The following is a 25,332-nucleotide window of genomic DNA, read 5'->3' as shown; positions in this document are numbered from 1 at the left end:
TTTTCTCACCCTTTAATTTTTTTCATTCCTTTTTCATACTTATGGTCTAAATTCACTACGTATCCACGTATACTGAAATGAACGTTTTTTGGGACAAAGGGGGATTTACTTACATGTATGAAAAATGGAAAACCGCTTTCCTTACCATATCAACGCTATTTTTAACCTTTTCTCTTGTACTCCACCCCCAAGCCGCTTTGCAAGCTTCTATTCGCGGGTTAAATATATGGTGGGAAGTTGTATTCCCTTCACTACTACCGTTTTTCATCATTGCGGAACTTCTAATTAGTATTGGTGTTGTAAAATTTATTGGCGTTATATTAGAACCACTCATGCGCCCACTTTTTCGCGTTCCAGGGATAGGCGGATTTGTTTGGGCGATGGGAATGGCTTCTGGTTTCCCTGCAGGCGCCAAATTAAGCGCTAGACTACGAAAAAGCAATCTTTTAACTCAGATTGAAGCGGAGCGCCTCGTTTCTTTCACAAATTCTTCTAATCCACTTTTTATTTTCGGTGCTGTGTCTATCGGTTTTTTTAATAATCCGAAATTAGGAATTATATTAGCCGCTGCCCATTATTTCAGTAACTTTGCTGTCGGATTAATTATGCGTTTTTACGGCGATAATACCGCTTACAAAAATAATACACACACTACAAAAAAACGTCGCTTTCAAAACCCTTTTTTAATTCTTCACGAGACACGCTTACAAGAAAAAAGACCAATTGGTAAATTACTTGGGGATGCCATTGTTTCTTCTATTCAAACATTACTTATGATTGGCGGATTTATTATTTTATTCTCTGTGTTAAATAAAATGATTACTGTATTCCACATTACAGCAGCTCTTTCTTTTATTATGCAACATATTTTATCATTCTTCCAACTAAGTACAGATTTTAGTATACCTATATTATCAGGTATTTTCGAAATGACACTCGGAAGCCAAATGATTAGTCAAATAAATGAAACACCGCTCTTACAACAAGCTATGGTAACAAGCTTCATTTTAGCATTTAGCGGTCTTTCTATTCAGGCACAAGTTGCTAGCATATTAGCTGAAACAGATATCCGATTTAAACCCTATTTTTTCGCACGAATTATTCAAAGTATTCTTGCCCCTATTTTTACATTTGTATTTTGGACACCATTTTATGAGAAAGTGAGTTCTTTCTCACCTATGCCAAAAGATATTCCTGTATTTTTATCCGAGCATCCTTCTATACTACATGAAATTTGGACATCTTTTATACATTATGGACCAATTTTTACATTATTTTGTCTATACTTATATGTTATTTTATTATTTTTGCGCACGTATAAAGAAAAACCCCGTTCACTTTAACGGGGTTTGAAACTTTTCTTTTAAAGCACGCTCTACAATAGGAGGTACAAGATCCACTACACTTCCTCCATACCTCGCAACTTCTTTTACAATACTCGAGCTTAAAAATGAATATTGGTTGTTTGTCATAATAAAAAATGTTTCAATATTTTCATCTAATTTTCGATTCATAGAAGTAATTTGCATCTCATATTCAAAATCAGAAACTGCTCGTAAACCACGTAATATTGCATTTGCATTACGCATTTTTGCATACTCTACTAATAGCCCACTATGCGAATCTACCTTTACATTCGGGATATCCTTTGTCGCTTCTCGAATTAGTTCTAATCGCTCTTCAACTGAAAAGAATGGTTTTTTTGATGAATTGTTTAAAACGACTACGTACACCTCATCAAATACTTTTGCTCCCCTTTTAATAATATCCAGATGCCCAAGGGTAATTGGATCAAAACTTCCTGAAGAAATAGCTATACTTGTCATTCTGTCCCCTCACCTTCATACTTATAAATCGATATTGCAGTAATCCCATAATTCTCAGCTCGTACTTTTACAAGCCTTCCTATTGAATTAGGTAAAACTACATCATTACCATGCTCTGCCATAATTAATCCATCACTATGTAGCAATCCATGTTGATCCATTACACTAATTAAAGATACAATTTTTTGCTCTTTATATGGAGGATCTATTAATATAAGATCGAATGACATTTCACGTTTTATTAACGCCTTTACTGCACGTTCAGCATCATTTCGATATACTTCAGCTTGTTCCTGTACTCTACAACTTTCTAAATTTTGATGAATTACTTTTATTGCTTTACTATCCCGATCAACAAAAATTACTTTATCGATCCCCCTGCTCAAAGCCTCAATTCCAAGACCACCACTACCACCAAATAAATCAAGGGCGATACCACCATCAAAATAAGGACCTATCATATTAAAAATAGATTCTTTTACTTTATCTGTCGTTGGACGTGTTGTATTACCAGGAACCGCTTTAAGTGGGTGTCCTTTACATTTTCCTGAAACTACTCTCATCTGTTGTCACTACCTTTATTTCAATCTATCGAGCGATTATAGAAAGCCATTCCCACTTCGGTAACCGTTAACAAACCACATTCACCTAACTATAGAAAAACTCGGCCTCAAATAACCTCTCGTTATTTTTATGTATTCATCTCATCATTCACTAATATGAACCCAATATGTATATTAGTTCCACTTTATCTTTTTTATCCTATCACAAAATAAAAAAAAGAAAAATAAAAAGCCCAACATAAAATTTAATTTCATTATGTATATCTTCATTTAGATTGGACATAAATAATTATAACAACATCACCTTCGATGTTGTTGCCAACCGCGGAGAAGACTTACGTTTCCCCATAAGTTCTTCCTCCGGTTTCTCCTCTCCCTTTGCCTTCTTACTAGTACATGCTAGTATAAGAAGGGCCCTGCTATGCAGGGTTTTTTTTCTTTGTGTGCTTTTCATTTAAAAAGTGAAATGGTACAGTAAAAGAAAGAGGAGGAAAAGATATGATTCAACGCTTTATAGAACTTGGAGAAGGCTACTCTGATTTATATGAATTACTTGAAATTGCCAAAACAAATCAAGAACGTATAGCACATATGTTACAATTTGAAACGATAAAAAACGATAAAAAAGTGTGTTCGCTTGTTGTAATATTAAAACCAACTACTACTGGTGATTTCCAACCATTATACATATGTCGTGAAGGCATTCCTGTATTTGAAAATAAAAAAAGTAAACGTGTCATTTTATTTGAAGAAACGGCAGAACAACTCGGGAAAAAAGTGGCTACCTTTACTGTAAAACCATCTACAACTTTCCCAGAAAAAGAACTATTTTTTAATCATTTAATTGGTATTTTACGAATGAACAATTTCATTCCTCCGATGAAATAACGTGTTATTTCAAGTGAAAAATCCCCGGCTAAATTTAGCAGGGGATTTTTTCTATTAGCTATAATCGTATTCTTTTGCTCGATCAGGACGGGAATTTTCAAATTCCGTTTTTAAATACGGGCGATACGACTGTTCTATCTTTTTCACAAAAGGAAGTTTGTTCAACTTATGCATCATATGCTCAATTTGTTCCATATCACAATATACTACAGCATATTTTAATCGTTTTGATATGTAATGTATGTTACCATATTTCCTTAAAATCTTGGCATGTTTCAATGAATGTAAATAAACAATCATACTTTGTCGTTGCCCGAACATAATCTTCTCCATCTTCTCCTTTTAAAAACATATATTTTATATTCTATGAAAACCAATCAGAAATTTATAACATTACAGGACAAACTCTGTATACGTTTTCTTCCAACTTCTAAAAAACGGGGCACATCACCCCGTTTTTTTACAACCACAACCTCCGCCAGTACCACAACCTCCACCACAGCCACCAGCATCAAAGAACGGATTTCCTGTTGGCACTTTAATGGAAGAAGACACTTCCGAACCGATTGCTACACTAACTTCGTCTAATAACTTCTGCAAAGCAGTTTCTGCTCTTTTAAAAGCTGCAACCTTATCATGTAAGTCCACAGAACGCTTTAATTCTCTCATTTTCATCGACACGGTAGTATAGTCAGGATGGTATTTTCCAAAACGCTGTACTTCCTCATACCTTTCTTTCATCGCTGTAAATTGCTGAATTAGCGCCTGAAGTTCCATATCTTCATGTAATTCTCTATAATACTTACGATAATCTTCTGCTATATCTGAACAGATAATCGCTTTTGCAAGCTGCTCTGCCTTATCTAATATTAATACGCTTTCTAGCGTCGCTACAATCATGAGAGACACCTCCGAGTATCCATCATACCACATTTAGATTAGAACTACTAATTGAAGTGACTTACTCAAAAGAAAGATATAACGTAACTATTTTTACACTATATCCGTACACACTTATACATTAATATGTTCCGCTATATTATATTTAAGAACATCCCATTTTCCACTATTTTGTTTCACATAACTAATACACGCATTTTTTAATGGTGTCTTAAATGTAATTTCATCTGGTTCAATGGCATGTAAAATCGCTTTTATCGCGTGTGAGTGAGCAACAATAATAATACGTTTGCCAAAATGAGTTGTCGCAACATCTTCTAAAGCAGCAAAGCAACGAGCTACAATCTCTTCATCTCGCTCCATACCTTCTACTTTCCCCTCAGCAATCAACTCTCTAACAGCCGCAACCGGCTTCCCTGAAGCTTCTCCAAAATTCCGTTCAACAAATCGCTCATCTAATAAAATCGATTGTAATCCAACTGCCGTTGCGATTTCATTAGCCGTTTCTTGCGCTCTAATTAACGGGCTACTTATAATGATATCCCACGTTTCTTCTTGTAAAGCAGCTGCACTTTGACTCGCTTGCTTCTTACCAACTTCATTAAGCGGAATATCTTCTCGCCCCTGAATAATTTCTTGAAAATTCCAATCAGTTTGTCCATGTCGTACTAAACAAATTTCCGTCATGCTGCAACTCCTTTTTAAATAATCAACTTCTATTGTAACAAAAGTTCTGCATGACGGACATATTTTTCACTTCCAATTAGGTTGCATTTTGTTGCTTCATATACTGAAACATATCAATCATGATCGAAGCAACGGCCAATTGATTTTGAAACTTTTCCACTTTATCTGGTATCGTTTTTTTGAAATGTTGCATCGCCGCTAACTCAAAAGCATCTTTTTCTTCAGGATTTCGTGTTAATTTTCTATACCAGTACGGTTGCTCTCTAATATAGCGAGATAAATCCTCATCAGCCTTTATAAACTCCATAATTTCTGCTCTCATCATCTTTCCCCCTAATCCTTTTGAAAGAAAAACGGGTTATTTTCTGAAGTACTTTGCTCTTGCTGCGTACGGTTACCTTGAAATTGCTGAATAACTTGTTGCACGCTCCCAATTGCACTCGTCACATTGGCTAAATGGTTCTGCATTTGTTCCACGTCCAACTTTTTAAAAAAAGAAAGCATTTGCCCCATCACATCAGCAGTTTTTTCCTCTTCAGTTCGATTATCTTTTTCTTTTTTATTTTCTTTTACCGAAGAAAACGCAGGCGCTCCATCCGGTCTATAAGTTGCCCATATTGGATCTTCTTCACCGAGTAAGTACCATTCTTCATAAAATTGTTGCCATGTTTTATGACCACTTCTAACCTCATGAACCATTTTAGGGTGATGGTTTACAAATTCTTTAAACTGTTGAACCGATGGATGTAACGGTCCTTTTGTTGTTGGCATAATCCTCACCTCTCCATGTATATCTACTATATAGTAAGAAAAAAAAGGCGCATGGTTCGCCTATTTTTAGACGATTCATGCACCTTTTTTTCTGCTATTTGCATACGGTCAGATTCCCACCTACAATTCAGTGAATACGAAGTAACTAATTTGGTAATGTAACACCCCACCGCTTACAGTTTCGCTTTATTTTCGAATAAAGTTTTGTGTATAAAATTTATCGTATACACCAACACCTAATCCTGTAAATTGTTCATTTAATAAATTCTTTCTATGCCCCTCACTATTTAACCAACCTTGCACTGCCGCAATTCCATCACTATGTTGCGCCGCTATGTTCTCGCCAGCAAGTTGAAATCCTACTTTCCCGCGCTGCAAACGATCTCCTAGCGTACCTAATGTAGGTGAGTCATGAGAAAAATAATTATTGTCTTTCATATCTTTACTGTGACCAACAGCAACATCTGCTGTTTCCTGATTCCATGTTAATAACGGTAATTTATGACGACTTCGAATGATATTTGTTAAATCAAAAATTTGTTGCATATTCCCATTTTCTACTTGTTTTATTTTTTCTGGAGTCAATGGTTGTTCTGCTATTAATTCACCTGAATAAACGAGCTGATACGGTCTTTGGCGTAATAAAGTTTCATCATCCATATAACGAACACCAACAAGCTCATGTGTAAATTGATCAAAATACAATTGCGCCCATCCATCTTCTACAGGTATTAACGGTTGTTCCATGACTTCGGTATCAGATAGCTCAAATTGATAACTATTTTTCCCTCTTTTTAATGAAATTTCATGCGAAAGTGGACTTTTTTTATATACTTCTTCATATTTTTCATTTATATAATAAGGTGGAACCTTAACTTGTTCACCAGCTGCGTATGCTGTTACAACTTTACGTTCAGAAACTCCAAATTGAACATACTGAGTTAAATCCTGGTTGTATACCCACCATTCATATCCGTATGCAGATGGCTCTATTCGAGAGGGTTCTCCCCACTTCGCTAATAGGTTTTCAGAGTCTTCACCAATCATATTTAAAACAGTGTCTGAGGAGTCTTCCTTAATTTGCTTTTTCTTTTTCACAATTTTATTTTCTTGCTTTGATTGAGATGGGGTTAATATATATTGTGAAACGAGTAATTTCCCGTATAAATCAACAGCTAAAATAAAAAATGTAATCATTACGATACGCAATAATTTCTTCAAACGATATACCTCCTGAACAAAACATAAAATTGAGATATACACAAATCCTTTTCTTTCTTTTTGTGTGTACCGTACTCTTTTCACTATATCATATTTTTGTGAAAAAAGTCTGGATTATCCCTTTTCTCTCAATATGAATTGCACTTTCTTATTATTCATACTATTATAAAAATAATGGTGTAACATTAAAAAAGGAGGTATTATATGCAATTTACAAATACGAAATTTAATGGAGCCGTCGTTGAATTAACTCTTTTAACTGAAATCATGGAAAACAACCACTTCGTACTTGCCGGACAGTGGGATTATGAACGAGTTACATACGATTATAAATTTGAAATATTAAAGGATGTTTATTATTTACGAGTGCAAGGAGTTGCTGTTGAAGGTGACATTGGCAGTAGACACGCTGAAGTAAAACTACTCCCCCCCTTATTAGGAAAACATTATTATCCTCACGGCGTTGAATATGGTGATGATGAGACTTTCCCAACGAATGTACTTCAAAAAAGCGAACAACTCCTACAAAATGTCGAAAAAGAGTTAAAAGAATTTCAAATTATTGATTAACAAAAACAAGCGCATCAATATGATGCGCTTGTTTTATTTCCCTTCCCTAAGAATGAATCGTTTTTTTTACTGGATATCCATAAATAGATCCATCTTTTACTTTAATCTCATCTTCCCAAGGAACCTTATATTTACCTTCAGCTAAATCTTTTACAAACGTATATGGATTTTCTTTCACCCCACCAGGAGTTGCTACATATCCTCTTGAACCTAGATTATATATATTATTTTCCAATCCCCATCCTAATCTAGCTTGATCTGCTAGTTCTGGATATACTTCAGCAGTAACAATCTCCCACGGATTTCGATGACCCTGTACTAAAGTAGTCCCATCAAAGTTACATACTTGTCCTTCACCAAAGTAATAAAATACACCATCATAACCCGCTAAGTTTACCGACAATGTATACATTAAATTTTGCCATGCATTTGAGCGATTGGTTAGCATCCATTGTTCACTAACTTGTGTACTATATCCAGAAATACGAATTAAGACATTTGCACCTTTATAGGCTGCTTCACGAGCTACTTCAGGGAACATGCCATCATGACAAATACAAACAGCTAATTTACTTCCTCCAGGTCCATCACAAACAGGTAAGCCTAAATCTCCAGCTTTCCAAGGCTCGACTGGCACCCAAGGATTTAGCTTACGATACTTCAAAATCATTTCACCTTGTGAATCAATAATAACTGCTGTATTATATGGCTCTCCACCATCAGGATTTTTCTCCATTATTGAAAAAACACCATATACTTTAGATTCTTTACATGCCTCAGCAAATAAGTCTGTTTCTGGCCCAGGCACTGTGCATAAAAATTCTTCTGTAGTCCATTTTTTTGTATTGAGCCCTTGTGTACTATATTCAGGAAATACTATCAATTCTAAACCAGGGTAACCTGATTTGGTCGAATGAATTGTTTTTATGATTTGTTGAATTTGTTTATCAATGTCTGCACGCGATTCTACTACTGGTACTGGATATTGAATTAGTGCTGTCAAAAAACCACTAATCGGCTTTACCATACTTCCACTACTACCCATTTAAACTCCCCCTTAAAATAGTTCGTGTTTATTAAAGATAACAATATATATTTGTACCTCTCTAAAAAACTTGCACTACATATGGAATTATTACGCATGAAAGCTAGTAGTAAATTTTATCTCCACTTTTAGTACACGCCTACACTAACTTAACATAAAAAGTTAGAAAATTCAATCTTTTAAAGGTAACTAAAACTAAAAAGAAAAAGCGCATGGAATCCCATACACTTTTTTACTTAGTCTGTAAATACGGTGGCAATTGTTGCAACTGCTCCTTATCCTTTTCACGTTCTCTACGTGCCCATCTAAAGAATACATAGCCTATAATTGTACCGTACACTATTTCCTGGACAATTTTCATTATGATACCACCAGTTTGCTGGTCTTGTACGACTGGCATCCAGTGCAAAAATTCTGGTCCCGTTATATTTAAATCTGATAAAGTGCCCGCTGGTACACATAGTTCCATCGCTTTCATCCAAGCAGCCGGATCCGTATACGTTGCAAATAACGGCGCTGTCGCAAAAATGATTAACGCACAAGCAGGCGTTAATAATATGCCGTTAGCAAACATATAACCAAGTTTCTTTATATCACTTAACGTTTGATATTCTGGTAATGGATTTAACATCGGCCACCACATCATGATTGCTGTAAAAAACAATATAGCGAGACAAATAGGATGAGCTATTTGACTTTGTTTTACTGTATCAAAAACAACTGGTAAATGATAAAAAGAAAACAGGCCGTTAAATACAAACAACGCAATAAGTGGTTTAGCAAATGCCTTTAATATAATTTGAACGAACTTAAAAGAAGTAATGTAACGATATAACCAAATTGGTATACCAAGCAACAGTAACGGTGGAACTGCAATATACATGACTGCCATTTCAAACATATGAGCACTAAATATAATATGGCCAATTAAATCAATAGGTCCTCCCTTTACAAAATACAAAAGAACAATACCAGTCGTAAAATAAAAAATTTGCTTCTTACTTACCTTCGTCGCATTTTCAAATCGCATTCTATATGGCCCAATAATTAAGAAGTACCCAATAAGAATTGAAAGCATAAATAATAAAAAGATTGGACTCCATAAAGCCTGAAAACCAAATATCCACAAGTTACTCATTTTCACACCTACCTTCGTAAGGTTATCTCATAATATGAAGAGGGAGCTGTGACAACACAAGCTCCCTTATTTTTCACTTTTCAAATCCACACGATTGTCATAAAAGCTAAAATTGTAATTAACCCTATTAGCAGACCAGAGTAAAGAAAGAAACTTGCTGCTTCATGTCCTTTATGACTCATATGCATAAAATAATACAATTGAAAAATTACTTGTACCACTGCTAATAGTAAAATAAACGGTACAGAGAAAATCGGACTAAAAGTTTTTGGATACGCCACTGCTACAAATGCAACTAATGTTAAAAAAATCATTAATGCAAACGTAATAACTTGATGCCTCATTTCCTCCGCACTTTTTCTCTTCCGATAAACAAGATCAACTTTAGGATTATTCGTTTGCTTTATCGCCATTGTTTATCCCACCATTCCCATTAAATATACTACAGTGAAAATAAACACCCAAACTACGTCAATAAAGTGCCAATAAATCGATGCAACATAAAACTTCGGTGCATTGTATAAATTTAGACCTCTCTTCGCATTTCTAAAGATTAATGTTAAAATCCAACATAACCCAAACAATACGTGGAGTCCATGTGTACCAACAAGAGCATAAAACGCAGAGCCAAACGCACTACTTCTCATAGTATGCTTAAATTCATGTGTATAATGATAAAACTCATATATCTCAAATCCTAAAAACCCTAAACCTAGCAATACTGTTACTAGTAACCAAAGCTGCATTTTCTTAAAGTTAAAGTTTTTCATGTGATACATCGCATATACACTCGTTAAGCTACTCGTTAATAAAAGCATCGTCATAATGAAAACGAGTGGCATTTGGAACATCTCTTGAGATGTTGGTCCACCATTTGTAGAATTCTTTAACGCTAAATATGTGCCGAATAAGGAAGCGAACAACACTGTTTCGCCTCCAAGAAATAACCAAAAACCGACAAACTTATTTTTCCCTTCAAGGGTTGCTTTTTCAGGCTCTGCTGGAAATGTTTCATTCGTTAACTTTTCATCTACATGCATTATGCCTTGCCCCCCTTATCCTCTAAATCTTCTTTATGAATATGATACCCATGATCATCAATTACTGAACGTAGGAACATTGCGCCAAATGTAATGATTAAACCAATAATTGCTACTAATAACCAGAACTTATCTTTTCCGCCCTGCATATACATCGCACCAAATGCCGCTATAAACAATCCGAAAGAAATAACAAATGGTGAAAACGAAGGATTTGGCATATGAATATCACCAACTGGTTCCGCTGCTGTCATCTCTTTATTACCTTCACGTTTTTCAATCCAAAACGGATCTAATCCGCGAACAAATGGTAATTGTTTAAAGTTATATTCTGGTGTCGGTGCTGGCATTGTCCATTCTAATGTACGTGCATCCCACGGATCACGACCAGCTTTTTCTTTTGATACTGTCGTTTTAATTACATTGAATAGAAGAACAATCGTTCCAAGAGCCATAAACACCGCTCCGATAGAACTAATCATATTCCCCATTTCCAACCCTTGCCCTTCAAGATATGTGTAGTAACGGCGTGGCATACCAATCAAGCCAAGGAAATGCTGAATAAAGAACGTTAAATGGAAGCCGATAAAGAATAGCCAAAACGTTATCTTTCCTAATGTTTCATTTAATACTTTATTAAACATCAGTGGCCAATAATAATGAGCTCCTGCAAGTAAACCAAATACAACACCGCCAACGATTACATAATGAAAATGCGCTACTACGAAATAGTTATCATGAAATTGATAATCAGCTGGTGCAGATGCTAGCATAACCCCTGTAACTCCACCCATTACGAATGATGGAATGAAAGCTACTGCCCACATCATTGGTGTCGTAAAACGAATACTTCCACCCCACATTGTAAAGAGCCAGTTGAATATTTTGATACCAGTCGGAACCGCAATCGCCATTGTTGCAACTGAGAAAATAGCATTAGCAACTGGACCAAGTCCAACAGTAAACATATGGTGCGCCCATACCATAAATCCTAAAAATCCAATTAATACAGTCGCAAACACCATCGATGAATAACCAAACAATCGTTTTTTCGAAAATGTTGCGAAGATTTCTGAGAATATTCCGAAAGCTGGGAGTATAAGAATGTATACTTCTGGATGACCGAAAATCCAGAATAAATGCTCCCATATAATTGTATTCCCGCCCAATGCCGGATTAAAGAAACTTGTTCCAAATAAACGATCTAACATTAAAAGTCCTAATCCTACAGTTAACGGCGGAAAAGCGAATAATATAAGCGAAGATGTTACAAATGTTGTCCATGTAAACATCGGCATACGCATATACGTCATTCCTGGCGCGCGCATATTAATAATGGTTACAAGGAAGTTAATTCCTCCAATTAATGTACCAATACCTGAGATTTGCAAGCCGAGTACATAGAAATCAACACCATGACCTTTAGAGGCTAAAGCTAAAGATGCATAAGATGTCCATCCTGCATCAGGTGCTCCACCTAAAAACCAACTTAAATTTAAAAATACTCCACCAAAGAAAAATAACCAAAATCCGAGTGAATTCAAAAACGGGAACGCTACATCACGTGCACCAATTTGAAGTGGTACAGCGGCGTTCATAAATGCAAACACGAGTGGCATAGCTGCGAGGAAAATCATTGTTGTACCGTGCATCGTTAATACTTGATTATAAGCATCCCCAACAAGAAAAGCGTTGTTAGGAATCGCTAATTGAAGGCGAATAAATAGAGCTTCTATTCCGCCTATTACAAAAAACAATCCACCTGCAATTAAATAGAGAATGGCAATCTTTTTATGGTCTACTGTCGTTAAATAATCCCATATGACAGCACCCATCCCCTGTTTTTTTGCTACAGAACTCACGTTTTCAACCTCCCCTTCGCGAATAGTCCCTCTTTACTTTTCAACTTTTAACGTTTGTAAGTATGCATTTAATGCATCAATTTGATCATCCGTTAAGTTGCCATATTTGCCAGTCATTTTGTTTCCTGGCTTCATATTTTCAGGATCTTTCAGCCATTTTTTTAAGTTTTCTTCATTGTTTTCGGCAATACCGGCAACCATATCGCGATCCGCAAAGTTTGCTAAATTTGGTGCGATACGAGCGGAAGGTGGTCTACTATCATTAGATCCAACTGCGTGACAACCAATACAGCTTTTATTAAATATTTCTTGGCCCTCTTGCGCCTTTGTTGAAGCTACTTCTTTCTTTCCATCAATCTTCTTCATATCAGCAAGCCATTTTTTGTACTCGCTTTCATCTAAAGCTTTCACTTTAAATTGCATTAAAGAATGTGATGGACCGCAAAATTCTGTACAAAAACCATTATAAGTGCCCGATTTATCTGCCTTTAACCACATTTTGTTCACATTGTCTGTATTTGTATCCATTTTCCCTGCTAAAGATGGAACCCAAAATGAGTGTTTAATATCGGCACCCTTCAAATTTAAATACACTTTCTTACCTGTGGGGATGACCAAATCTTGCGAAGTTACTATCTTTTCTGATTTATAAGAAAATTCCCACCAATAAAGATTCGCTGTTACATCAACAACGATAGTATCTTTATCAATATTCTTTTTCTCCATCGCACTTACATCAGCAAGTTTGAATGTATATGTAACCGTTGGAACAGCTAAGATTAGTAAAAGAATAATCGGAATAACTGTCCATATAATTTCTAGCTTGTGATTCCCTTCAACTTGCTCTGGAATATAATCTTCCTGACCTTTCTTTTGTCGGAAACGCACAATTACATACAAGAAAATAATAGTAACTACTAGTACTACTCCTACCATGATTGCACTAGCCAGTAGAAGTAAATCATATTGCATTTTTGCTACTTCTCCTTGCGGAATTAAAGTAGATTGAAAGGCTTTACCGCATCCCCCTAACAGTAAAGCCAGCAGTGAAACGAACGAAAGCAGTCGCCACTGTTTCTTCATACAAACAACCCCCACTTTCCTTGTGAATTAGATTGTACTTTATAGTTAAGTAAAGTAAATCTCAACGTAAAGAAATCCAATTATGTCGTTGTCTTAGAAGAATGTAACTACAATCATTGATACAAATAAGATTGTTAAATAATTTAGGGAATAAACAAACATTTGCACGGACCATTTGATGTCATCTTTCTTACGGAAGCCATAAAATCCTAAAACGATCCATCCGATGTTAAGCAGTGTTGCAATTACCATAAATGTTATCCCTAGTCCACTCATATAAAATGGGAGTGGTAATAAACATACTGTCCAAATCATAATTTGGCGTTTCGTAATTTCAAATCCATGAACTACAGGAAGCATTGGAATTCCTGCATTTCGATATTCATCAACACGTTTCATCGCTAATGCAAGGAAATGTGGGATTTGCCAAATAAACATAATTAAAAATAACATCCAAGCAATTGGATGACCTAAAGATGGATCGATTGCTGCCCATCCAATTAAAGGTGGAACTGCTCCAGATATACTACCTACAACAGTATTTAGTGTATACTTTCTCTTTGTCCATAAAGTATATAGGACAACATATGTGAAAGCACCAATAAATCCCATTAAAACTGCCATTGGTGTTGTTAATAATAAGAATACAAATCCAAGAAGTAATATAACTAGGCCAAATGTAAGTGCAAATCCTGGTTTATACTTTCCAGTAACCGTTGGACGAGTCTTTGTTCTTTCCATTAACGGATCGATGTCTCTATCGATGTAGTTATTTAAACAACATACCCCCGCCATAATTAATCCTGAACCAACGATTGTAAAAAATAGCTTATCCAGATTGTCCATCACACTTAATCCATTAAAGTGTAACGCCAACCAAAATCCTGTAAATACAGTAAGTGTATTTGAGTTTACAATCCCCATTTTAACGAGTGCTGATAAATCTTGTAACCGAGTTGTTTCCGGTACACTTGTAACAGCGGACTCATCATGCAGCTCACTTGTTGCATGGTTCATCACTCTAACCCCCTCTTAAAACTTTCATCTTTCTTTTTGCGCTTATTTCAAATGAAATAATTCGCTTCTATATAGCAATATTATTACAGTAGAAACATTGTTAACCCATTCTACTACTAATCTACGCCCATACTCCAATATATTAAATCATATTTCCCGAACATTTTGTGAAGAAAACATGAACTTTTTGTGTCGGATATAAAAAACTTCATTCTGACTTGTCCTTATCATAACATGATGTTACCTTCTATAATAAACTATTTTGTCCTATTTAACACGTATTCTCCCCATTTCTTTTCAAAACAGCCTATTTTTCACCTAATTTTTTCCTTTCAAACCCTGTTTTTACACCTATTTTCTCTCCCTTTCCTTCCCCCTCCATTTCTTTGCTATTTTATTATTTTTTATATATCATAGGAACTAGCGCGTTTTATTCTATACATAATGGAATGAAAATATTTCGCAATAACTTCATAGCAGAAAGATGGTGAAAGAGATTGCAACGCTTTATTAAATGGTTAGCAGTCATTACAAGCCTTGATTTATTAATAGTTTTATTAGGAGGCGCTTTAGTTACAAAAACAGGTTCTGGTCAAGGTTGTGGTAAATCATGGCCACTTTGTAACGGTGAATTTGTTCCATCTAATTTATCAATGGAAACTATTATTGAACTTAGCCACCGATTAACATCAGGATCAGCTGGAATTCTTGTCACTCTCCTTTGTATTTTGTCCTGGAAATATTATAAACATGTGCGTGAAACAAAAACGTTAGCAATTTTATCCTTCGTATTTTTAGTTGCACAAGCATTAATGGGAGCAGCAGCAGTTGTTTGGGGACAAATGCCAGCTGTACTTGCTATCCATTTCGGTATTTCCTTAATTTCATTTGCTTCTGTCATTTTATTAACGTGTCTTATCTTTGAAATTGACCAAAAATTTGATGCACGTTCACTTATTATGGACAAAAAAATGAAATTTCATATTTATGGTGTAACAATTTACAGTTATATCGTCGTCTACACAGGTGCTTTAGTACGTCACGAACGAGCTAGCTTAGCCTGTCCAGACTTTCCTTTATGTAGCAAAAACAGACCTATGCCAACTCAACTACATGAATGGGTTCAAATGGGCCATAGAGTTGCAGCGATGTTAATTTTCGCTTGGATACTATACGCCATGATTCTCGCTATTCGCCATTACAAGCAGCAACCTGTAGTATATTGGGGATGGATCATTTCATTTATCCTCGTTACACTTCAAGCTGTAGTAGGAGTTTTAGTTGTATTTACAAACGCTAGTTTAGCGATGGCATTGTTACATTCTCTATTCATTTCTTGCTTGTTTGCCGTACTATGCTATTTAGTTATGTTAGGAACAAGAAGTAAAGTGAATGCCAAAGAAGCCGAATCAACTTCTAAACAAACAAAATAATTTAAAACTAAAATCCCTTGCCAATTCGGCAAGGGATTTTTTGCAATAAAAAAGAGCTGTATTTACACAGCTCTTTTCTTATTTTAGTGATCTAATTCAATAAGTAAATCACCCGTTTGAATTGCATCACCATCGTTAACATATACTTTCTTCACTTTACCATTGAACGGCGCTTGAACTGTCGTTTCCATTTTCATCGCTTCTGTAATTGCCATAGAATCGCCTTTTTTCACTTCGTCGCCTTCTTTTACAACTACTTTAATTACCGTTCCTGGCATCGTTGCACTAATATGATTTGGATTCTCACGGTTTCCTTTCACACGTTGTGCAACTGTTGCTTTTACACTCTCGTCTTTCACGATAATTTCACGTGGTTGACCGTTAAATTCCAAGTAAAGAACGCGGTTTCCATCCGACTGAGGTTCTCCAATTGATACTAGTTTAACCATCAATGTTTTACCCTGTTCAATTTCTACATCAATTTCTTCACCTAGTCTCATACCATAGAAGAACGTCGGTGTATCAAGTACAGATACATTTCCATAAAGCTCAGCAACTTTTTCATAATCCATAAATACTTTTGGATATAAAGCATATGCCACTACATCAAAAATCGTTACTTCGCGTCCAAGTTTATGGAATAATTCTTCTTTTAACGCTTCGAAATCTACTGGCTCTAGTAATTCACCTGGTCTTACTGTTAATGGCTCTTTCCCTTTTAAAATAATCTTTTGTAATTCTTTCGGGAAACCACCGTACGGTTGACCTAAATCACCAGAGAACATTTCAACAACAGACCCTGGGAAGTCCATGGCATGTCCACGCTCTAAAACATCTTGTTCTGTCAGATGGTTTTGAACCATAAATAATGCCATATCACCAACAACTTTTGATGATGGCGTTACTTTTACAATATCTCCAAACATGTCATTCACACGGCGGTACATTACTTTCACTTCATCGAATCGATCTCCTAAACCAACCGCCTTCGCTTGTTGCTGAAGATTACTATACTGCCCACCCGGCATTTCATGCATATACACCTCTGTATGAGGCGCATTCATACCACTTTCAAACGGTGCATAGTATTTGCGTACATCTTCCCAATAATGAGATAGTTTTTCTAAAGAATCTATATTAACATCTGGTTGTCTTTCGTTTCCGCCTAACGCATAGTATAGCGTGTTCGCACTTGGTTGTGACGTTTGACCAGCCATAGAACTCACTGCTACATCGACGATATCAACACCCGCTTCAATTGCCTTCGTATACGTTAATATACCATTTCCACTCGTATCGTGCGTGTGCAGATGAATTGGAATCGACACTGTCTCTTTTAATGCAGAAACTAAATCATATGCTGCATTTGGTTTTAGTAAGCCCGCCATATCTTTAATACCTAAAATGTGAGCTCCTGATGCTTCTAACTCTTTTGCTAAATTTTTATAGTAATTTAAATCATATTTACTACGCAGTGGATCATGGATATCCCCTGTGTAGCACATTGTTGCTTCTGCAATTTTACCAGTGTCTCGTACAGCGTCAATTGCAACTCTCATGCCTTCCACCCAGTTTAAGCTATCAAAAATACGGAATACATCAATGCCTGCTTGAGCAGAACATTCCACAAATTTTTGAATTAAATTATCTGGATAGTTTTTGTATCCAACTGCGTTTGAAGAACGAAGTAACATTTGGAATAACACGTTCGGCATTTTTTCACGAAGATCTAGTAATCGTTCCCATGGATCTTCTTTTAAGAAACGATACGCAACATCAAACGTTGCACCGCCCCACATTTCCGCTGAGAATAGGTTCGGTAACATTCTCGCTGTTGGCTCCGCAATTTGATGTAAATCTTTTGTACGAATACGAGTTGCAAGTAATGACTGGTGTGCATCACGGAATGTTGTATCCGTTAAAAGTACACGTTTTTGATCCTGTACCCATTTTACTAATCCGTCCGCTCCACGCTCGTCCAAAATTTGTTTCGTTCCATTTTGGATTGGCTCTGAATGTTTTAAACATGGAATACGAGCATCTGGGAATATTGGTTTTTCTTTTTTCCCTACTCCTGGGAAACCATTTACTGTTACTGTACCAATGTAATTTAACATTTTCGTTCCACGGTCTTTACGTTTCGGGAACAAGAACAATTCAGGTGACGCATCGATAAATGAAGTATCATATTCTCCTGATAAGAAGTTTTTATGCTTTACTACATTCTCTAGGAATGGAATATTTGTTTTAATACCACGAATACGGAATTCTTTTAAGTTACGTTCCATTTTTGCAGCAGCTTGCTCAAAAGTAAGTGCCCAAGTTGTAACTTTTACAAGTAAAGAATCGTAGTACGGTGTAATAACTGCACCTTGGAAGCTATTTCCTGTATCAAGACGCACACCAAAACCACCACCTGATCGATACGCCATAATTTTTCCTGTATCCGGCATAAAATTATTTAGCGGATCTTCAGTTGTTACACGAGATTGAATTGCAAATCCATGTACAACTACTTCCTCTTGCTTCGGAACACCTACCATTTTGCTATGTAATGAATGTCCATCCGCTATTAAAATTTGTGATTGAACAATATCTACTCCCGTAATCATTTCTGTAATCGTATGTTCTACTTGAACACGTGGATTTACTTCAATAAAGTAAAACTCATCATCTTTTACAAGGAATTCTACTGTTCCTGCATTTAAATAGTTTACATTTTTCGTTAACTTCACAGCAGCATCACAAATACGCTGACGCAAATCATCTGAAAGGGATACACTCGGTGCAATTTCTACAACTTTTTGATGACGACGTTGTACAGAACAGTCACGCTCGTATAAATGAATAACATTGCCTTCTTCATCTGCTAAAATTTGTACTTCTATATGTTTAGGTTTTTCAACGAATTTTTCGACGTAAACTTCATCATTACCAAAAGCTGCTTTCGCTTCTGATTTCGCTCGATTATATGATTCTCCTAATTCCTCACTAGTACGCACAATACGCATACCACGACCGCCACCCCCAAGGGATGCTTTAATAATAATCGGGTAATCATACTTTTCAGCAAATTTTTTGACTTCTTCTAATGAATTTACTGGACCATCACTACCAGGTATAACTGGAATTTGTGCTAGCTGCGCTTGTGTTCTTGCTTTCACTTTATCTCCAAACATATCTAAATGCTTACTTTTCGGACCGATAAAGATAATTCCTTCTTCTTCACAACGTTTAGCGAATTGAATATTTTCTGACAAGAAACCATATCCAGGGTGGATTGCATCTACATGATTACTTTTTGCAATCTCAATAATGCCTTCAATATCTAGATAAGCATCAATTGGTTTTTTTCCTTCCCCAACTAAATAGGACTCATCGGCTTTATAGCGATGATAAGAACCACTATCCTCTTTAGAATAGATTGCAACTGTTTTTAATCCAAGTTCCGAACAAGCTCGAAACACACGAATTGCAATCTCTCCACGGTTAGCTACCAATACTTTTTGAATACGTTGCAGCTTTGTCATGATTTTCCCCCTCTACTTTCCTACCACTCTAGAGATAAAATATATACACACCTTAAAAAGCGTGAAGTTCTTCACTTTCCACATTATATTATACTTAGAAAGCTTCACTTTATTTTTATCCATCATACCTTATTTTCTAACAAATGATAAGTTTTCTGTGCAATTTGTTTCACAAAAATAGTATAGCATACCTCTTCCTTTTCTAACAACTTAATTGTATATCACATTTAACTTAATGTGATATATCTTTTGACTGAAAGAGAAATTAGTACATCATATTTAAAACTACTTAAAAATAAAAAACACATCATGCTCTAAAGCACAATGTGTTTTTATTTTACAACTACAAGATGTGGTCCATTTTGTTCTCTTTCTTTCATTAGACCATTCTGTTGTTTCTCTTGTCGTTTCACGTGACTAGCAATATTGAGTAGTATTCCCATTGCAAGTAGATTAGCTAATAAAGAACTTCCGCCGTAACTAACAAACGGTAATGGTACTCCTGTAAGTGGTATTACTCCAGACATACCACCGACATTGATAAACGTTTGAACTCCAAACAAGCTTGCAATTCCGATAGCTATTAAACTTCCAAATGGATCTGTACACTTTTGCGCAACTCTAAATGACCGAATAATAATAAGTAATAAACAGATTAAAATGATAGCTACACCTATAAAACCAAGTTCTTCAGATATAATTGCCATTATAAAATCCGTTTGCGGTTCTGGTAAATAACCATATTTTTGTACACTATTCCCTAATCCTCTACCATTAAGCCCTCCAGAAGCGATTCCAATAAATGAATTCACTAATTGAAACCCATCCTTTTGAGGATCATTAAACGGATCAAGGAAAACAGAAAAACGTGCCTTTTGATATGGATTTAATGCATAATTACCAAGAAGATATAGTGCCGGAATCCATACTATAGAAGTTAAAGCAATTCGTTTAATCCATAAGTTAACCTGTACTCCCGAACAAAGAAACATAATTCCTACTGTTCCTGCAATTAACAAATCAGTACCTAAATCATTTTGCTTTAATATTAAAAACATGATTATTCCAACACCAATAAGTACTGGACCTGACCCTTTGAAAACAGGTGTATTCGTTTCTTGTCTTTTCGCAAAAAAATGAGCTAAGACGAGAATAACTGTTATCTTAACAAATTCTGCAGGCTGTATTCCAAATATCCATCCGTTTGCACCGTTTACTGACTTAGTGAAAAAGGCAGCTGCAGCTAATAAGGCAACACTAGCACCGTAACTCCCCAACAAAAAAATTCGTTTTCTCCAAACTTTATATGGGATAGTAGCAATAATTATTAATACCATTGTCCCAACAACTAAAGTAATTAATTGTCTTTTAAAAAAGAAATTTGCTGGTTTATCAAATCTCGAAATCGCAACAATGGAACTCGAACTATATACCATTATTACCCCCAGCACACATAAAATAACAAGAGGAAGTAACAATGAATAATCCATTGATTTCCATACTTTTTTCATTTCATTTCCTCTTTCTGTTTCAATTTAATTATTGTTGTATTCCATATGTACATGGATTCTTCCTGCTTTATTATACAAATAAAAAGCTCAAACTAATTTAGTTTGAGCCCCCTTATTTGAACCCGTTATTGTTGTTTGTTTGTAAATGCTTCATGAAGTGCAGATAACTCACGTTCGAGCTCACCTAACATTGCTTTCCCTTGTTCTTCTGCAATAAGACCAAGGCGAACTGCAAAATCGACCTCGCGGGATAGTCCAAACATTTGTGTGTCTAACACTTCTTCATATAATGGACATTGCGGCATTGTAAGATGGTCCATTTGCACCTTAATAAGTCTTAAAATCTTCTCTGCATCCGCTTGTAGAAGGGCTAGTGCCTTTTCCTGATGATTTGCTACTGTCTCAGACGCCAAATTGATTCCCTCCGTTTCCGTCCTACTCTCCTCTATCCTATCTATTAATATTAGCGATAGTTTTAATAAATTGCAATAGAAACATTTTTTGTGACAACAGTGTCTAATACTATTATACTGAAAAGTGGGAGTATAACACAAATGGGGGAACAACAATGAGCGAAATTTTATTTATTAACGGAAAAGTACGTTTTCCAATCACTATTGATCCAACTGTTTGGATCTTTGATGATCGAAAAGTAGATTTGACAACTTACTTTGATGAAACTAGAGAAAACACGTCTGAACTAGAAACTTATTTAAAAAACACTTCAGAACATTGGGATCGCGAAATCCGTGATGGTGCCGCTTTTCCTCCAATACAACAAAGTGTGAAGAAATATAAAAAAGAACAGCTGATTACTGGAACATTTGGTATACCATTTCATCCATTCCTTGCTAACGCTGAAATTTTAGAGGACGCTACGCAAGTTGAAATTGAAACGGTAGATCATACAATGACACTTCCATTAGAAACTGTCAAAAATGCTATACTAGGCTTTTCAAAAGAAGGAAAACCATTAAAAGAAGACGGGCCTGTTCATCTCTATTTCAATGATGGATCTAATCAACAAAATCCAATCCGTAACATCCGTAAATTTACAATTATTTAAAGAAAAGGAGTGAGCTTAAGCTCACTCCTTTTTACAATAAATCTGCTGCTAGTTGAGCTAAATTAGATCGCTCCCCTTTAACAAACTTCACATGACCACTAATACGCTGTTCTTTAAACTTCTCTACAACATACGTTAAGCCATTATTATATTCATCTAAATATGGGTGATCAATTTGCTGAGGATCTCCCATCAATACAATCTTACTCTTTTCCCCTACCCTAGTTAATATCGTCTTCACTTCATGCTTTGTTAAATTTTGTGCTTCGTCAATGATAATGAACTGATCTGGAATACTTCTCCCGCGTATATAAGTAAGGGCCTCTACTTCAATCGAACCCATTCCAGCTAAAATAGCATCTAACTCTCCTGGCTTTTTCGTATTAAATAAATACTCTAGGTTATCAAAAATTGGCTGCATCCATGGCCTTAACTTTTCTTCTTTTTCTCCTGGTAAATAACCGATATCTTTTCCGACTGGAACAATTGGTCTTGCCACAAGTAATTTTTTATATAACCCTAAGTCTTCTGTTTGCATAAGTCCCGAAGCTAACGCAAGTAACGTTTTTCCTGTGCCGGCTTTCCCCGTTAACGTTACAAGCGGAATATCTTCACGAAGCAACAATTCTAATCCCATAATTTGCTGCACGTTTCGTGGTCGTATCCCCCACACTTGTTCATTGTGAAAAATAAGTTTCTTTACCTTCTTACCTAAGTGATCCACAATGCCAAGAGCAGAACTAGAGCCCCCTAATGCATCTTTCATCACTACAAATTGATTTGGATAAAAAGGATGATTCGCAATTTCAGATAGAGGCAATTCACCTTTCTCATAAAAATAATCCAATTGTTCTTTTGATATATATCCTTCTAAAAAACCAGAATATATATTTTCTACTTCAATTACGCGATCACTTAAATAATCTTCAGCCTTCAAACCAATTGCATCAGCTTTTACTCTTACGAGTACATCTTTACTTACTAAAATAACAGACTTCCCGTCCTCTTTTTCCTGTTCTTCTAAAGATAGATTTTTTGCTACAGCTAAAATTCGATTATCATTTGTTTTTTCTACAAAAATATCTTGTAGTTGCACAAATGAACGATGGTTCAATTCAATACGAAATGTTCCGCCGTTTTCTAGCGGGATACTTTCATGCAGCTTTCCTATTTCACGAAATTTATCTATTAACTTAGATACATAACGAGCGTTTCGTCCTACTTCATCCATATAACGTTTTTTCGAATCAACCTCTTCTAATACAACTGCTGGAATCACTACTTCATTGGTTTCAAATGAAAAAATAGATAAAGGATCCTGCAAAAGTACATTCGTATCTAACACATAAATTTTATCCAACCTGTTACCCCCTGACTCCACTTTTAAATTTGTAGAACAAGGGTTTCATCCATAAAATATGGACGAACCATTGTTATAATTATATGTACCGTGTAAACGAGGTAGAATCGAAAATCATAGTCATTAAACCTTTTATTTATTCTTTATTCATTTCTATTCAATATATTACTTTTTATTATAATTATTAACGTTAAATCACAATAACCGACTACAAAAGTGAATAAACGAATTTCTTATTTAGCATCTTTATAATTCTCTTATCCCTACTAACACTTCGTTATCCAGCTTTTTCGCTGCCCGAAGATCATATGTTTTTTCATATGTTGGTTCAATTGCAAGTTTTGCTCCATAAAACATAACATCACGCACTTCTTGCACCTTTACTTCTATTACAGTTAATTTTAGAGAAATACCTTCCATTCTATCTGTCAAAATTTCACCTGCACCACTTATAGAAAATACGGATTCATTCGCCATTATAGTCAATACCACACCTGTATTATGACGTATATTTTCCACAATACGTGAACGTTGATCTACTGCAAATCGAATACTAGTTTCACTCACTGCATACACCCAAGAAATAGCACTTACGTTAGGAACTTGCTTTTCGAAATCTGTCGTTGCTATCATAACAATACACTCTTTACGCAACGTTTGTACTAAATCCTCTGTTAAGGTAGGCTCTACTACATTCGCCATATTTTCACCTCCAAACATACTTGGTATATCCTTATCATAACTTATTTTTTGAATTGCGAAAATATTATTTTTTCCCACTATTATTCAAAAACATTATACTTCCATGATATACTTATACTGATAGAATTCGTATTGAGGTGACGAAATGAGAGTCAAATGTATGATTTGTGATAAAAAAGATATGTTAGATGATGAAAATCCTATGGCAAAAAAACTGCGTAATCGCCCTATTCATACATATATGTGCATGGAATGTTCGGAACGAATTGCAGAGCGTACAATGGAACGTCATGCAAGTGGTAATTTCCGATTATATCGTGATAAAAAAATCGAAGATGATTGGTAAAATGTAAATAAGTCCTTACTCATATAGATAAGGACTTATTTATATTTTTCTGGTTCACGATTCATCTGATCCAAAAAACAATCAATGGCTTCTAACGGGAACCTTGCAGATTTCCGTTCTCCATTCATTTCATATGTAATTAAATACATTTCCTCGTTCTTTTCGACTTCCACATTTCTTAATTTATGTTCTTCATATATCATATTTTGAAATAACAAATATGTTTCTTTTGCAGCACTATCATCTGGGCGTGCTTCCGCAACTGTTTTAATTGTTAACCAATTATATAGTGCATCTTGTACTGAACGCATGAAAACTCCCCTTCCTCAGCCTGCTTTTTGTTGTTTCGCTTGACGCAAACGCACTCTATAAATTCCAAGTACAATTGCCGCTACAACAAGCCCTTCTCCAACAGGTAAAAACACAGCAAAAAAGGTTAATACTGTGCATCCAATTGCTAATGATATGTATATCACAATATTTTTTAGTACAGACAACTTTCTAGCAAACCCTAAATTATAAACGAGAGCACTTAATATAATAATCGTCCCATAAAGTAACCACATTCCTAACTCTGGATTTTCATCTACCTTACACAATTTTGCAAAAAAAGACATCCTTTCTAACACACTCTTCCCCCCTAGCAGTAAAATGCAATTTTCTTTATACACTTAATACAAGAGTAACTCGCAAAAAAAATACTGTCCACAAAAATGAGTAAATATTCTAAAAAATAAACAAAATAAAAAAACAACACACTACTACGTACGTTA

Annotated in this window: 28 protein-coding genes; 6 read left to right on the top strand and 22 right to left on the bottom strand. The window is 35.5% G+C overall.

Features of this window, described 5'->3' with window-relative positions:
- Positions 1-113 precede the first annotated feature (113 nt).
- Complete coding sequence (gene ylbJ / locus HMPREF1014_RS04820; protein ID WP_000273083.1) at positions 114-1,343, top strand: sporulation integral membrane protein YlbJ; 1,230 nt, start codon at positions 114-116, stop codon at positions 1,341-1,343.
- Here ylbJ and coaD read toward each other — a convergent pair.
- Together coaD and rsmD are read right to left on the bottom strand one after the other, a co-directional pair.
- The gene (coaD, locus tag HMPREF1014_RS04815) at positions 1,335-1,826 is read right to left on the bottom strand and encodes a pantetheine-phosphate adenylyltransferase (protein WP_000200601.1); all 492 of its coding nucleotides are present in this window, start codon (positions 1,824-1,826) and stop codon (positions 1,335-1,337) included. The genes ylbJ and coaD overlap by 9 nt on opposite strands.
- Entirely contained in the window at positions 1,823-2,389 is a 567-nt protein-coding gene (gene rsmD, locus HMPREF1014_RS04810; protein ID WP_001266981.1) for a 16S rRNA (guanine(966)-N(2))-methyltransferase RsmD, read from the bottom strand. The genes coaD and rsmD overlap by 4 nt, the downstream gene beginning before the upstream one ends.
- Positions 2,390-2,887: 498 nt before the next feature.
- Between rsmD and HMPREF1014_RS04805 the strand changes: the two genes are divergently transcribed.
- Positions 2,888-3,277, top strand: coding sequence for a DUF7147 family protein (locus HMPREF1014_RS04805; RefSeq protein WP_000616017.1), 390 nt, complete (start codon positions 2,888-2,890; stop codon positions 3,275-3,277).
- Between the two features lie 54 nt (positions 3,278-3,331).
- Here HMPREF1014_RS04805 and HMPREF1014_RS04800 read toward each other — a convergent pair whose 3' ends face one another.
- The 6 genes from HMPREF1014_RS04800 to HMPREF1014_RS04775 all read right to left on the bottom strand — a co-directional run bounded on the left by HMPREF1014_RS04800 (position 3,332) and on the right by HMPREF1014_RS04775 (position 6,856).
- On the bottom strand, positions 3,332-3,598 hold the full coding sequence (locus tag HMPREF1014_RS04800; RefSeq protein ID WP_002082261.1) for a YlbG family protein: 267 nt from the start codon (positions 3,596-3,598) through the stop codon (positions 3,332-3,334).
- Positions 3,599-3,724: 126 nt separating this feature from the next.
- Entirely contained in the window at positions 3,725-4,177 is a 453-nt protein-coding gene (locus tag HMPREF1014_RS04795) for a YlbF/YmcA family competence regulator (RefSeq protein ID WP_000634362.1), read from the bottom strand.
- Between the two features lie 114 nt (positions 4,178-4,291).
- Positions 4,292-4,864 carry a histidine phosphatase family protein gene (locus tag HMPREF1014_RS04790; protein ID WP_000134947.1) on the bottom strand — a complete coding sequence of 191 codons (573 nt, stop codon included), beginning with the start codon at positions 4,862-4,864 and terminating at the stop codon, positions 4,292-4,294.
- Positions 4,865-4,940: 76 nt separating this feature from the next.
- Positions 4,941-5,186, bottom strand: a complete 246-nt coding sequence (locus HMPREF1014_RS04785; RefSeq protein WP_001200988.1) for a YlbE-like family protein — start codon at positions 5,184-5,186, stop codon at positions 4,941-4,943.
- 11 nt (positions 5,187-5,197) lie between these two features.
- The gene (locus HMPREF1014_RS04780; protein WP_001143346.1) at positions 5,198-5,635 is read right to left on the bottom strand and encodes a YlbD family protein; all 438 of its coding nucleotides are present in this window, start codon (positions 5,633-5,635) and stop codon (positions 5,198-5,200) included.
- A gap of 186 nt (positions 5,636-5,821) precedes the next feature.
- Positions 5,822-6,856 (bottom strand): CAP domain-containing protein, encoded by a 1,035-nt coding sequence (locus HMPREF1014_RS04775; protein WP_000735368.1) that lies wholly within the window; start codon positions 6,854-6,856, stop codon positions 5,822-5,824.
- Between the two features lie 204 nt (positions 6,857-7,060).
- Here HMPREF1014_RS04775 and HMPREF1014_RS04770 point away from each other — a divergent pair, with 204 nt between their 5' ends.
- Positions 7,061-7,426 carry a YugN family protein gene (locus HMPREF1014_RS04770; RefSeq protein ID WP_001160947.1) on the top strand — a complete coding sequence of 122 codons (366 nt, stop codon included), beginning with the start codon at positions 7,061-7,063 and terminating at the stop codon, positions 7,424-7,426.
- A 46-nt stretch (positions 7,427-7,472) separates the two neighbouring features.
- On the opposite strand, the gene HMPREF1014_RS04765 is transcribed toward HMPREF1014_RS04770, so the two are convergent.
- From HMPREF1014_RS04765 to ctaB, 7 genes are all read right to left on the bottom strand, one after another.
- The gene (locus HMPREF1014_RS04765; RefSeq protein ID WP_000535807.1) at positions 7,473-8,471 is read right to left on the bottom strand and encodes a formamidase; all 999 of its coding nucleotides are present in this window, start codon (positions 8,469-8,471) and stop codon (positions 7,473-7,475) included.
- Between the two features lie 232 nt (positions 8,472-8,703).
- Positions 8,704-9,609 carry a cytochrome c oxidase assembly factor CtaG gene (ctaG, locus tag HMPREF1014_RS04760; RefSeq protein ID WP_000069023.1) on the bottom strand — a complete coding sequence of 302 codons (906 nt, stop codon included), beginning with the start codon at positions 9,607-9,609 and terminating at the stop codon, positions 8,704-8,706.
- A gap of 80 nt (positions 9,610-9,689) precedes the next feature.
- On the bottom strand, positions 9,690-10,022 hold the full coding sequence (gene ctaF / locus HMPREF1014_RS04755) for a cytochrome c oxidase subunit IVB (protein WP_000985706.1): 333 nt from the start codon (positions 10,020-10,022) through the stop codon (positions 9,690-9,692).
- Between the two features lie 3 nt (positions 10,023-10,025).
- The gene (gene ctaE, locus HMPREF1014_RS04750; protein WP_000557861.1) at positions 10,026-10,649 is read right to left on the bottom strand and encodes a cytochrome c oxidase subunit III; all 624 of its coding nucleotides are present in this window, start codon (positions 10,647-10,649) and stop codon (positions 10,026-10,028) included.
- On the bottom strand, positions 10,649-12,484 hold the full coding sequence (gene ctaD, locus HMPREF1014_RS04745; RefSeq protein WP_153579316.1) for a cytochrome c oxidase subunit I: 1,836 nt from the start codon (positions 12,482-12,484) through the stop codon (positions 10,649-10,651). The genes ctaE and ctaD overlap by 1 nt, the downstream gene beginning before the upstream one ends.
- A gap of 60 nt (positions 12,485-12,544) precedes the next feature.
- Positions 12,545-13,594, bottom strand: coding sequence for a cytochrome c oxidase subunit II (gene coxB / locus HMPREF1014_RS04740; protein ID WP_000745268.1), 1,050 nt, complete (start codon positions 13,592-13,594; stop codon positions 12,545-12,547).
- Positions 13,595-13,687: 93 nt separating this feature from the next.
- Positions 13,688-14,611 (bottom strand): protoheme IX farnesyltransferase, encoded by a 924-nt coding sequence (gene ctaB, locus HMPREF1014_RS04735; RefSeq protein ID WP_001015061.1) that lies wholly within the window; start codon positions 14,609-14,611, stop codon positions 13,688-13,690.
- Between the two features lie 497 nt (positions 14,612-15,108).
- Between ctaB and ctaA the strand changes: the two genes are divergently transcribed.
- Positions 15,109-16,044, top strand: a complete 936-nt coding sequence (gene ctaA, locus HMPREF1014_RS04730; RefSeq protein ID WP_001188744.1) for a heme A synthase — start codon at positions 15,109-15,111, stop codon at positions 16,042-16,044.
- A gap of 83 nt (positions 16,045-16,127) precedes the next feature.
- On the opposite strand, the gene pyc is transcribed toward ctaA, so the two are convergent.
- The 3 genes from pyc to HMPREF1014_RS04715 form a co-directional block, all read right to left on the bottom strand.
- Positions 16,128-19,574, bottom strand: coding sequence for a pyruvate carboxylase (gene pyc, locus HMPREF1014_RS04725; protein WP_000164092.1), 3,447 nt, complete (start codon positions 19,572-19,574; stop codon positions 16,128-16,130).
- A 332-nt stretch (positions 19,575-19,906) separates the two neighbouring features.
- Positions 19,907-21,085, bottom strand: coding sequence for an FtsW/RodA/SpoVE family cell cycle protein (locus HMPREF1014_RS04720; RefSeq protein WP_000758406.1), 1,179 nt, complete (start codon positions 21,083-21,085; stop codon positions 19,907-19,909).
- Positions 21,086-21,210: 125 nt separating this feature from the next.
- On the bottom strand, positions 21,211-21,498 hold the full coding sequence (locus HMPREF1014_RS04715) for an Fpa/YlaN family protein (protein WP_000135694.1): 288 nt from the start codon (positions 21,496-21,498) through the stop codon (positions 21,211-21,213).
- A gap of 155 nt (positions 21,499-21,653) precedes the next feature.
- Here HMPREF1014_RS04715 and HMPREF1014_RS04710 point away from each other — a divergent pair, with 155 nt between their 5' ends.
- Positions 21,654-22,151 (top strand): molybdopterin-binding protein, encoded by a 498-nt coding sequence (locus tag HMPREF1014_RS04710; protein WP_001289809.1) that lies wholly within the window; start codon positions 21,654-21,656, stop codon positions 22,149-22,151.
- 31 nt (positions 22,152-22,182) lie between these two features.
- On the opposite strand, the gene HMPREF1014_RS04705 is transcribed toward HMPREF1014_RS04710, so the two are convergent.
- Complete coding sequence (locus HMPREF1014_RS04705; RefSeq protein WP_000358083.1) at positions 22,183-23,511, bottom strand: PhoH family protein; 1,329 nt, start codon at positions 23,509-23,511, stop codon at positions 22,183-22,185.
- Between the two features lie 246 nt (positions 23,512-23,757).
- The gene (locus HMPREF1014_RS04700) at positions 23,758-24,213 is read right to left on the bottom strand and encodes a pyridoxamine 5'-phosphate oxidase family protein (protein WP_000024593.1); all 456 of its coding nucleotides are present in this window, start codon (positions 24,211-24,213) and stop codon (positions 23,758-23,760) included.
- Between the two features lie 145 nt (positions 24,214-24,358).
- On the opposite strand from HMPREF1014_RS04700, the gene HMPREF1014_RS04695 reads away from it, so the two are divergent.
- Complete coding sequence (locus HMPREF1014_RS04695) at positions 24,359-24,559, top strand: YlaI family protein (protein WP_002082250.1); 201 nt, start codon at positions 24,359-24,361, stop codon at positions 24,557-24,559.
- A 35-nt stretch (positions 24,560-24,594) separates the two neighbouring features.
- Here the strand turns inward: HMPREF1014_RS04695 and HMPREF1014_RS04690 are convergent, their stop codons facing one another.
- Positions 24,595-24,870 carry a hypothetical protein gene (locus HMPREF1014_RS04690; RefSeq protein WP_001258147.1) on the bottom strand — a complete coding sequence of 92 codons (276 nt, stop codon included), beginning with the start codon at positions 24,868-24,870 and terminating at the stop codon, positions 24,595-24,597.
- A 15-nt stretch (positions 24,871-24,885) separates the two neighbouring features.
- Entirely contained in the window at positions 24,886-25,188 is a 303-nt protein-coding gene (locus HMPREF1014_RS04685; protein ID WP_000893664.1) for a YlaH-like family protein, read from the bottom strand.
- Between the last annotated feature and the right edge of the window lie 144 nt (positions 25,189-25,332).

Source organism: Bacillus sp. 7_6_55CFAA_CT2 (assembly GCF_000238655.1).
In the GTDB taxonomy this organism is placed as follows: domain Bacteria; phylum Bacillota; class Bacilli; order Bacillales; family Bacillaceae_G; genus Bacillus_A; species Bacillus_A cereus.
This window is presented reverse-complemented; position numbering and strand designations above follow the sequence as displayed.

Coding starts and splice junctions, on each gene's coding strand:
- ylbJ (WP_000273083.1), top strand. CDS start 114: ATGTATGAAAAATGGAAAACCGCTTTCCTTACCATATCAACGCTATTT.
- HMPREF1014_RS04765 (WP_000535807.1), bottom strand. CDS start 8,471: ATGGGTAGTAGTGGAAGTATGGTAAAGCCGATTAGTGGTTTTTTGACA.
- HMPREF1014_RS04785 (WP_001200988.1), bottom strand. CDS start 5,186: ATGAGAGCAGAAATTATGGAGTTTATAAAGGCTGATGAGGATTTATCT.
- HMPREF1014_RS04805 (WP_000616017.1), top strand. CDS start 2,888: ATGATTCAACGCTTTATAGAACTTGGAGAAGGCTACTCTGATTTATAT.
- ctaD (WP_153579316.1), bottom strand. CDS start 12,484: ATGGGTGCTGTCATATGGGATTATTTAACGACAGTAGACCATAAAAAG.
- ctaG (WP_000069023.1), bottom strand. CDS start 9,609: ATGAGTAACTTGTGGATATTTGGTTTTCAGGCTTTATGGAGTCCAATC.
- HMPREF1014_RS04695 (WP_002082250.1), top strand. CDS start 24,359: ATGAGAGTCAAATGTATGATTTGTGATAAAAAAGATATGTTAGATGAT.
- coaD (WP_000200601.1), bottom strand. CDS start 1,826: ATGACAAGTATAGCTATTTCTTCAGGAAGTTTTGATCCAATTACCCTT.
- HMPREF1014_RS04790 (WP_000134947.1), bottom strand. CDS start 4,864: ATGACGGAAATTTGTTTAGTACGACATGGACAAACTGATTGGAATTTT.
- HMPREF1014_RS04720 (WP_000758406.1), bottom strand. CDS start 21,085: ATGAAAAAAGTATGGAAATCAATGGATTATTCATTGTTACTTCCTCTT.
- ctaF (WP_000985706.1), bottom strand. CDS start 10,022: ATGGCGATAAAGCAAACGAATAATCCTAAAGTTGATCTTGTTTATCGG.
- ctaB (WP_001015061.1), bottom strand. CDS start 14,611: ATGAACCATGCAACAAGTGAGCTGCATGATGAGTCCGCTGTTACAAGT.
- pyc (WP_000164092.1), bottom strand. CDS start 19,574: ATGACAAAGCTGCAACGTATTCAAAAAGTATTGGTAGCTAACCGTGGA.
- HMPREF1014_RS04710 (WP_001289809.1), top strand. CDS start 21,654: ATGAGCGAAATTTTATTTATTAACGGAAAAGTACGTTTTCCAATCACT.
- HMPREF1014_RS04780 (WP_001143346.1), bottom strand. CDS start 5,635: ATGCCAACAACAAAAGGACCGTTACATCCATCGGTTCAACAGTTTAAA.
- rsmD (WP_001266981.1), bottom strand. CDS start 2,389: ATGAGAGTAGTTTCAGGAAAATGTAAAGGACACCCACTTAAAGCGGTT.
- HMPREF1014_RS04800 (WP_002082261.1), bottom strand. CDS start 3,598: ATGTTCGGGCAACGACAAAGTATGATTGTTTATTTACATTCATTGAAA.
- HMPREF1014_RS04795 (WP_000634362.1), bottom strand. CDS start 4,177: ATGATTGTAGCGACGCTAGAAAGCGTATTAATATTAGATAAGGCAGAG.
- coxB (WP_000745268.1), bottom strand. CDS start 13,594: ATGAAGAAACAGTGGCGACTGCTTTCGTTCGTTTCACTGCTGGCTTTA.
- HMPREF1014_RS04770 (WP_001160947.1), top strand. CDS start 7,061: ATGCAATTTACAAATACGAAATTTAATGGAGCCGTCGTTGAATTAACT.
- HMPREF1014_RS04700 (WP_000024593.1), bottom strand. CDS start 24,213: ATGGCGAATGTAGTAGAGCCTACCTTAACAGAGGATTTAGTACAAACG.
- ctaE (WP_000557861.1), bottom strand. CDS start 10,649: ATGCATGTAGATGAAAAGTTAACGAATGAAACATTTCCAGCAGAGCCT.
- HMPREF1014_RS04690 (WP_001258147.1), bottom strand. CDS start 24,870: ATGCGTTCAGTACAAGATGCACTATATAATTGGTTAACAATTAAAACA.